General features: G+C 63.7%; 9 protein-coding genes. 6 read left to right on the top strand and 3 right to left on the bottom strand.

Features of this window, described 5'->3' with window-relative positions:
* Positions 1-142: 142 nt before the first annotated feature.
* From H300_RS0113945 to H300_RS31065, 3 genes are read left to right on the top strand one after another with little or no spacing between them, the layout of a single operon-like run.
* Entirely contained in the window at positions 143-550 is a 408-nt protein-coding gene (locus tag H300_RS0113945) for a hypothetical protein (RefSeq protein ID WP_486583814.1), read from the top strand.
* Positions 540-827 (top strand): hypothetical protein, encoded by a 288-nt coding sequence (locus tag H300_RS26815; protein ID WP_051270032.1) that lies wholly within the window; start codon positions 540-542, stop codon positions 825-827. Before H300_RS0113945 ends, H300_RS26815 begins: the two co-directional genes overlap by 11 nt.
* Entirely contained in the window at positions 824-1,168 is a 345-nt protein-coding gene (locus H300_RS31065) for a hypothetical protein (protein WP_078515976.1), read from the top strand. The genes H300_RS26815 and H300_RS31065 overlap by 4 nt, the downstream gene beginning before the upstream one ends.
* 379 nt (positions 1,169-1,547) lie before the next feature.
* On the opposite strand, the gene H300_RS31510 is transcribed toward H300_RS31065, so the two are convergent.
* The 3 genes from H300_RS31510 to H300_RS0113930 all read right to left on the bottom strand — a co-directional run bounded on the left by H300_RS31510 (position 1,548) and on the right by H300_RS0113930 (position 4,666).
* Positions 1,548-2,999, bottom strand: coding sequence for a P-loop ATPase, Sll1717 family (locus H300_RS31510; protein ID WP_158678368.1), 1,452 nt, complete (start codon positions 2,997-2,999; stop codon positions 1,548-1,550).
* Positions 3,000-3,072: 73 nt separating this feature from the next.
* A complete protein-coding gene (locus H300_RS30170) occupies positions 3,073-3,465 on the bottom strand; it encodes a DUF4145 domain-containing protein (RefSeq protein WP_199779184.1) in 393 nt (130 codons plus the stop codon).
* 460 nt (positions 3,466-3,925) lie between these two features.
* Positions 3,926-4,666 (bottom strand): GntR family transcriptional regulator, encoded by a 741-nt coding sequence (locus H300_RS0113930; protein WP_028427926.1) that lies wholly within the window; start codon positions 4,664-4,666, stop codon positions 3,926-3,928.
* A 205-nt stretch (positions 4,667-4,871) separates the two neighbouring features.
* Here H300_RS0113930 and H300_RS0113925 point away from each other — a divergent pair, with 205 nt between their 5' ends.
* The 3 genes from H300_RS0113925 (at position 4,872) to H300_RS0113915 (ending at position 6,798) form a co-directional block, all read left to right on the top strand.
* A complete protein-coding gene (locus H300_RS0113925) occupies positions 4,872-5,222 on the top strand; it encodes an SCO3933 family regulatory protein (protein WP_028427925.1) in 351 nt (116 codons plus the stop codon).
* Between the two features lie 272 nt (positions 5,223-5,494).
* On the top strand, positions 5,495-6,613 hold the full coding sequence (locus H300_RS0113920) for an FtsK/SpoIIIE domain-containing protein (protein ID WP_486583811.1): 1,119 nt from the start codon (positions 5,495-5,497) through the stop codon (positions 6,611-6,613).
* A complete protein-coding gene (locus H300_RS0113915; RefSeq protein ID WP_028427923.1) occupies positions 6,604-6,798 on the top strand; it encodes a hypothetical protein in 195 nt (64 codons plus the stop codon). Before H300_RS0113920 ends, H300_RS0113915 begins: the two co-directional genes overlap by 10 nt.
* Positions 6,799-7,205 lie beyond the last annotated feature (407 nt).

Here is a 7,205-nt window from a genome sequence, read left to right as displayed (position 1 = left end):
CTCCGGCACACCGGCCGCGACCACCGGCGGCCTCTGACAGCTCTGGGCCTTACGTGATCAACCCGGACAGATCGCGATCACGCAATGACCTTGCCGCCGCCCCTACACGCTGCCGACCGGACGGCTATTTGATGTCGTGGTCGTGGAACAGCGCGTCGGCCTGGAGACGTTCGACCAGCTCGACCGACGCAGCATGCCTCTGGGCCCGGTGGCAGTCGACTGGGGATCACGATGCGTCGGATTCTTCCTGCCGTCCAAGTCCCTGGGCAGGTTCCGAGGCATGGTCCAAGGGGAGACCCACGACCCCCCGCAGTACCGCTACCTCACCGAGGGATCCTTCCTCGTCGTGCCGGGACCGATGCCGCTGAACGGAGACCGACACACCTGGCTGCGGGCCCCGATGCGCCGACCGGAGGCCAACCCCGCGCGTGTTGCCGCCCTGGCAGCCATGTTCGTGGCAGCTTCCGCCCTTGTCTCCCGCGCTGACCGGTACGGGCAGGAACACGCGCGACCCGAGTACCTCGGGCCGGAGGCGACCCGTGCCCGGTGATCACGAGCCAACGTCGGATGCCGCAAGCTGGTCCCCCATCGACAGCCGCGAATGGTACGCAGCGCGCAACGCCGTCGTCTCCCTGCGGAACGTCCTGACGGCAGCCGGCCTGCAAGACCAGTTCCCGTACCTGCGGGCAGATCTCAACGCCTTCGGACAGGGCTTCATCGACCTCGGCCGCGTGTCACCGGACACGGCAGAACGACTCGCAGAACTGCTCCGCTTCGCCCTGACGAAAGCACTCAACGAGATCCCCCCGGAGAGTGAGTCACCATGACGGACCCCCGCGGCGTCTGCCGCAAGCGCGCCGAACACCTTTCCCCCGACGTGCCGTACGTACGAGGCTGGGCGGAAGGCAGGCGAGCAGCGTCCACACTCGCGGCCACGCTCGAAGATCTGGGTCTCGCGGCCGACTTCCCCGCCCTCCGGGCAGACGTCAACGTCGATGGTGAGGGAGTCGTCACGCTCGGCACGATCACCAACGAAGCCGCCGCCCTCCTCGCCCGGCTCGTCGCAACAGGCCTGGTGGCAGAACTACGGGCGGAGGTACCGGGAGCGCGGGTGCCACATCGTGCAGCGATTTCCAGCGATCAGCCCTGCGACCGAGCACCGCTTTAGGAGAGCGGCTGGGGAGGAGTGCCGCTGAGCTGGCGCTTCAATGACTGGTGAGCTGCCCACCAACTCGAACATCAGTCACCCTCGTTGACCGTGGCTAACCGCTGCATCTGGCACGGTAATGGCACGAACCTCGTCCGACGACAGCCAGCCACAACGGCGGGTGCGCTGGCAAACCAGGCGCGCGTATGCCCCGCTGTACCCCCACCGGCCTCAGCCACGCTACTGGCTTCTGGGCCACGACCAAGGCTGGACGTGTCGGCTGATCCGTAACGAGAGTGTCGGACGTGCGGCGCATATCTGGAGCTTGGAAGCAAGAGACAGCCTCGTTCCGGGCTGTCGACTGGCTATCGAATCCTGACACAACTTCGGAGAGTGGCGATTAAGCTACGTTGAAGGTCTTCCAAAGACCTGGATGCAGCTGCATTCCATCGTCATAGACCAAGGCGGCTTGAGGGTTACGGAATTTGAACCTAAAGTATTGCTCATATCCACCCGCGGGACCGCCGGAAGTTACGTTTCCCAGAAACCCGCTATCGAACATGGCGGACAGAGTCTTCTCCGGGTCAATTTTCCCCCTGAAACGATGATCTCGCTCCACCACTCCGGTGAGTTCTTGATGCGAGAATTGCCGCTTTCGCAATGTTCCGAGCAATTCTTCGATGCGCCGAATCTCTTCCTGTTGAAAGTAGGTAGAGAGCGCATCCCGCATCTCTCCGATGAAGTAACTGCCGGAATATTCGGCGACGCCTGCCAAGACAACAGCATTCGGAATTTTTCCAGCCTGCTCTACGTGGCCCTGGATAACCTTCAGAAGCTGGAGGAGATCCCTCGGAGTGTGGCGTGTCTGAAGCAATAGAAATTCAGTTGCGGCCCTGCCGGAGATTCGTTCGGGAAAAAACGCATCGAAAACATTGGAGCAGCTAGGGTCGACTAGCCTTGCCCTCAGATTCGCTAGTCGTACGAGGTGCGTCGCTCGAAAATCTCGCGTGTTCTGGTACCAGTTCAATTCTAGCCCATCATCCCGCCGGATCTTTCCTGCTCGTGGAAGGGATAGGCGGGTGTAGAGATCGGTCCGGCAGCAGACAATGATCTTGACTGGGCTCTCGGTTGAAACGAACGAATCGTTTAGGTCGGCTGCGGCCTGAATTAGACCACCAAGCAGTGCCGACCTGCCTTCCTGGACAATGGATACGTCATCCAGCCCGTCAATAAAGATGTAATGCTGACGCGAACTTCTGAAGGATGAAACTTCGTGCTTTAGATACAAGATCCAGTCTTCGAGCCTGCTCGCATCGGTACTTCGGGTGGTACCGGAAGATTGCAGGGAACTATCAAGAGTTTCGACATTGCTCATGCGCAGCCGTTTCATGGCTGCGGGACTTTGGGGTGTGACTCCTGCTCTCTGGAGCTGCTCATGTGCGGCGCTGATACTTTCTCTGCGTACCTTATCCGCCTGGGCATCTCGCGCCAATTGGGAGACGATATGAATCAGTAGGTGGAGCTCCCAGACCCATTGATGGCGAATATGAGGATCAATGGCCTCCGGGATGATCCCCCGGAATTCTTTCAAAGAAAGTCGATCTACATGAATAGGGGCTGGAGCGGAGTAGCACCCTGGGGAGTCCTGTGCGATCAACTGTAGCCGTCCGCCAATAGCAGATTTCCCGGATCCCTTATAGCCGAGAATCAAAAACTCGTGCGAACTGAGTACACTTTCTTCGATCCTGCCGAGATCGTAGAATCCTTCCCGCAGTAGCCGCGGGGATCGAGTGTACTCGCGCCCTGAATCAGAGTATCCGAAGTCGAATTTACGAAAGTCGCCGGTTACCATGACAAGATGCTCCTGGGTGGACTGTATGGAGTAAGGATGCATAGTGATTGAGGCCTGCGGATCGACTCCAGGTTTACGGATTTACCGAGCCCTGTTGGCGATTGAGGCGTTGCTGGCGGGCGCGTTCTACGCGGGCTGGCGATTGATAGACTTCAAGAAGCACTTCGTCCATCAGTGTTAGAATTTCTGCCGTTTCCTCGTAAGAGAACGGGCCGCTCAGGATGTCGCCATGCGCCACGTCATTTCCGCCCAATCGAACCTCATGCGCTGCCTCTTTTATGTGCTCTCGAATAAGCCCGTTAGTATGCAGCTGGTCGATCTTTGCGTAAAGGTTCCCACTCGTAATTCCCTTGTCCTTGGCTGTGGCCTCAATCACCGCGCGGGCAAGAATCACTGCGCCTCTTCCTGCATTTACAGACAGGCTGTCGTGCGCCTCAATGGCGAGCGATGCGATCTCGACAGGCACGTCGGGGAATTCTTTCTGAGCCCCTGCTCTAGGAAGCCATTGCTCAGGTTCCTCTTCGTATCCGTAGCGGATAAGAAGCTTTCCACAGTGATCGCATCGGTGCGCTTGAGAGTACGCTTCTCGCTCAAAGTCTCCTCCTCCCTGGAAGGCGGTTTCGCTCCACCGACTCATGTTGGCCACTCGGCCGCACCATCCACACGTCGTGCTCGTCATGGAATGAGGCTATCGACCTGTGTCGAATGGGACCTGGCATATGTCGAAAGTTTCGCCGACCGCCGTAGCCACGACGCAGTTCTTCTCGGCCAACAGGCGTCTGTGCCGTGAGCGCGGCCCGGGCACCGGCCGGGCTGGAGCGGGGCGGAGACAGGAGCGCAGGCCCGGCCGGGGGCCGGGCCTGCGCGGTGAGCGAAGCGAGCCGCCTTGAAGACGTAGAGAAGGTTTGAGCCAGGAAGCCCGGCTGTCACAGGGGGTACGAGAGCTCCAGGTCGTCGCCCGGTACGCGGAACTCCTCCAGGGCGAGCGGCCTGTCGTCCGCGTTGAGCGTGACGCGGAGAATGTGCAGGAGCGGGACGCCGTCCGGTAGGCGAAGGGCCTGGGCCTGGTCCGGGAGGGGCATCCGAGTGCGGACGTACTCCGTGAAGTGCAGCTCGTGGCCGAGGTCGCTCAGGGCCTCGTAGAGGAACGGGGCTGCCGGCGGGGCCTTCTCCTCGAACGGCGTGTCGATGAGCACCGAGAACGGGATGTAGGTGCGCCGGAGTTGGCGTAGGCGTCCGCGGTCGGCTGTCTGGAGCGCGTCGTAGGTGTACATCGGTTCGCCTGGTGGGATGCGCAGCAGGTCAGCCAGTGCGAGTGGCGCGTCTGTACGCGTCGCAACGGGCTCTTCGGCGTCCTCCCAGCGCATGCCGTCCGCCTCGGTGTAGCGCCCATCTGCTGCCCGGCGTACACCGCGTCGCTGGGTGAGGCTGGGCCGCCCGTGGGGCGACCGGACGAACATGCCGCGCCCCATCATCACTTCGACCAGACCACTCGCCCGGAGTTCCGCGATGCCCTGGCGCACGGTGGGGCGTGTGACGCCGAACCGCTTGGCCAACGACTCTTCGGACGGGAGCGGCTGCCCTGTGGGATACGTGCCGTCCAGGATGCCTTGGCGCAAGCTCTCCGCGATCTGCCTGTATCGGGGCTTGGGCTTGTCGATGGGCATCGCGTGGCCTCCGTGACGCGCTGACGGCTTTGCCTGGCCGGACTTGGCCAGTCTGTCCACCCTCGTGGACAGCTCACAGCGTCCCCCACTTCAAGGCGCTTGACAACCCGTACTTCGGGACTCACTCTTGGACGCACCCGTACTACGGGTGGAAGCCAGTCCGTAGGAGGTGCCTACGGGCTCACAGACACAGAGGAGTTCATCAGTGGTAGCCCTACCGATCGACACCGCGAAGTTCACCGGGATCATCTGCGCAGTGCCGCCCAAGCCGCGTGTCGCGAACCGGGAGACCGGCCAACTGCGCATCGACCGTGAGACCGGCCAGACTCTCTACCAGGTTGGCCTGTGCTTGATGGCCGGTACGTCGGCGGACGTGGTCACCGTCAGCGTTCCGGGCGAGCCGGTCGGCGTGCAGAACGGCATGCCGGTCCAGGTTCGCGACCTGTACGCCACCCCGTGGGAGACGGACGGACGGCATGGCGTCGCCTTCCGCGCCACCGAGATCAAGCCGCTTTCCGCTCCGCCGTCGTCCGGTGGCAAGGGAGTCGGCCAGTGATACCGGCGGCGTCCGCTTCCTCTACCGGGGCACCCTGGCTCGGCTGGACACTGCTGCTGCTGGTTGCGGCGGTGTCCAACCTGATGCTGGCAGGCCCTGCGCTGCGGCGACGCTCACCGCTTCTCTGGTGGCGCTGGCTCGGCTTTCCGATCGCCTGCTTACGTGTCCTTCGTACCTGGCGGCCTCTCATGGCCGGCTGCGGTCTGGCCATGAGTCGAAAGGCGGCGCTGACCGTCGTTTCCAGGCTCGCCCTCAACGGCTCCCCTCCTCCGATGCCTCGCGTCCCGAGACGCGGCGCGATGCGGCGAACTCGGCACGGCTTCTGGTTGCCGGTTCGGCTGCTGCCCGGCCAAGTCCCGCAGGACTTCGTTGACGCGGCGACTGCGTTGGCACAGGAGTGGGGCGCACACGCCGTCCGGATCACGCTCGTGAAGCCCGGCACGGTTCGCGTCACCGCTCTGGTCCTGGATCCGCTCCAGCAGCAGACCGCTCCGCGTCGCCTACATCCGCCACGCCTGCTCGCCACGTCCGTGGGCGTTCTGGAGTCTGGTGCCCGTTGGGTCGTCGACCTGCGACGCGTCCCGCACTGGCTGATCGTCGGGGCGACACGTTCCGGTAAGTCGACGCTGCTGAACGCGCTCGTCGCCGGACTCGCTCCGCAACGCGTCGCGCTGGTTGGCATCGACTGCAAGGGCGGGATGGAACTGTCCCTGTACGGGCCGCGCCTGTCCGCCCTCGCCACCGACCGCGTTGGTGCAGTACGCCTTCTCAACGCGTTGATGGATCTCACGCTCGACCGGATGGCGGTGTGCCGACGCAATCGTGTCCGCAACGTGTGGGCCCTGCCGGAGGAACTGCGGCCGGTACCCATCGTCGTCCTGGTGGACGAGATCGCGGAACTGTTCCTCGTCGCCAACCGGGCTGAGCGTGACGAAGTGCAGGCTGCGGCAACGGCTCTTGTACGGCTCGCTCAACTCGGTGCGGCACTGGGCGTCCACCTGGTCGTGGCCGGCCAGCGGGTCGGCTCGGATCTCGGAACCGGCGTGACCACCCTGCGAGCCCAACTGGGAGGACGCGTCTGCCACCGCGTCGCGGATTCCGGAACGGCGGAGATGGCGCTCGGCGATCTGAATCCCGACGCGACGGAAGCCGCACAGACGATCTCCCCGGACCAGGCGGGCACAGCCGTCCTCGCCTCCGCTGACGGCTGGGAGCTGGCCCGCTCGCACCTGATCACCGAGCAGCGGGCTGAGGAGATCGCGGCGGCCTTCGCACACCTCACGCCGGACCTGCCGACGCTGGCAGAGGCGGCCTACGACCCGTCGGGGCCAGCACGGGTGCACCTCGAACGCCTCGACGGCACGCCCAGGGAGGAACCGCCGTGCTCGTGACCGTATCCGCCGTACTGCTGCTGGGCCTGCTGATCGGCTTCCTGCTCAAGATCCGCTACCTGCGGTGGCTGGAAGCCCTGCTCTGCGGAGCCTTCGGGTTCCTCATCGCACAGACCGCCGCAGCACCGTTCGTACAGACCGCGATCGACGGCGTGAACGCGCTGCTCGGTCAACTGCGCTTCTGATCCACATCCGGAGAGGAGATGCCTCACATGCCCGCTCGACGCACCAGGGGCCAACCCGAAAGCGCCCGATCGACGGGCATCCAGCGGGGCGCGAAGTCGCCAAACCCGACCCCGCCGGAGCCCTACTCCATCCGCCACATCAGCAGTGAAAGGAGCAAGCCCACCTTGTCGAACGCGTCCCGCACGCGCAAATCACCACGGCCGGACTGTGAACTTCATGAGGAGTCCCGACCCACTTGCTCTGGCCGAGAACACGTCGTGCTCGTCAACTCGGACGGCCGTGAACAGCATGTCTGTCCCGGTCACGGAGCCGCGCTCTGGTTGACGGATCCGACGCTCCGCTTCAGCGCCAAGACCCGGACGGAAGCCATCGCCGCGGTGATGAGCGAGGCGTTCGGAGGCGGCCG

This window comes from Streptomyces sp. TAA040 (assembly GCF_000424845.1).
This window is presented reverse-complemented; position numbering and strand designations above follow the sequence as displayed.

Excerpts from the sequence above, each read along its gene's own strand:
- H300_RS31065 (WP_078515976.1), top strand. The coding sequence starts at position 824 with ATGACGGACCCCCGCGGCGTCTGCCGCAAGCGCGCCGAACACCTTTCC.
- H300_RS31510 (WP_158678368.1), bottom strand. The coding sequence starts at position 2,999 with ATGGTAACCGGCGACTTTCGTAAATTCGACTTCGGATACTCTGATTCA.
- H300_RS0113930 (WP_028427926.1), bottom strand. The coding sequence starts at position 4,666 with ATGCCCATCGACAAGCCCAAGCCCCGATACAGGCAGATCGCGGAGAGC.
- H300_RS0113920 (WP_486583811.1), top strand. The coding sequence starts at position 5,495 with ATGCCTCGCGTCCCGAGACGCGGCGCGATGCGGCGAACTCGGCACGGC.